The following is a 243-nucleotide window of genomic DNA, read 5'->3' as shown; positions in this document are numbered from 1 at the left end:
AATTAGAAGAGGCGGGAATTGTAATGGCAGGAGCGGAAGTTACGATGATCCCTCAGACTTATGTCGATTTGACAAGTGAAGAGGATATTAAAAATATCCAGAAAACATTAGATCTTCTCGAAGAAGACGATGATGTCCAGGACGTATATCATAACTGGAATGAATAGGCGATTCAGGGAATGCAGGCATACAAACAGGAAAAACGCAGGAGGACAAAGAAGATGAGCGATTACAGAATCGAAA

1 protein-coding gene is annotated in these 243 nt (G+C 40.7%); it reads left to right on the top strand.

Translation table 11 applies throughout. The annotated features are described in order from the left end of the window. The coding region (locus NE558_RS14705) for a YebC/PmpR family DNA-binding transcriptional regulator (RefSeq protein WP_256150843.1) at positions 1 to 167 on the top strand (167 nt) is incomplete at its 5' end. Positions 168 to 243 lie beyond the last annotated feature (76 nt).

Source organism: Anaerotignum propionicum (assembly GCF_024461735.1).
Taxonomy (GTDB): domain Bacteria; phylum Bacillota; class Clostridia; order Lachnospirales; family Anaerotignaceae; genus Chakrabartyella.
The sequence above is the reverse complement of the archived record's forward strand: the minus strand, read 5'-3'. Positions and strand labels throughout refer to the sequence as shown.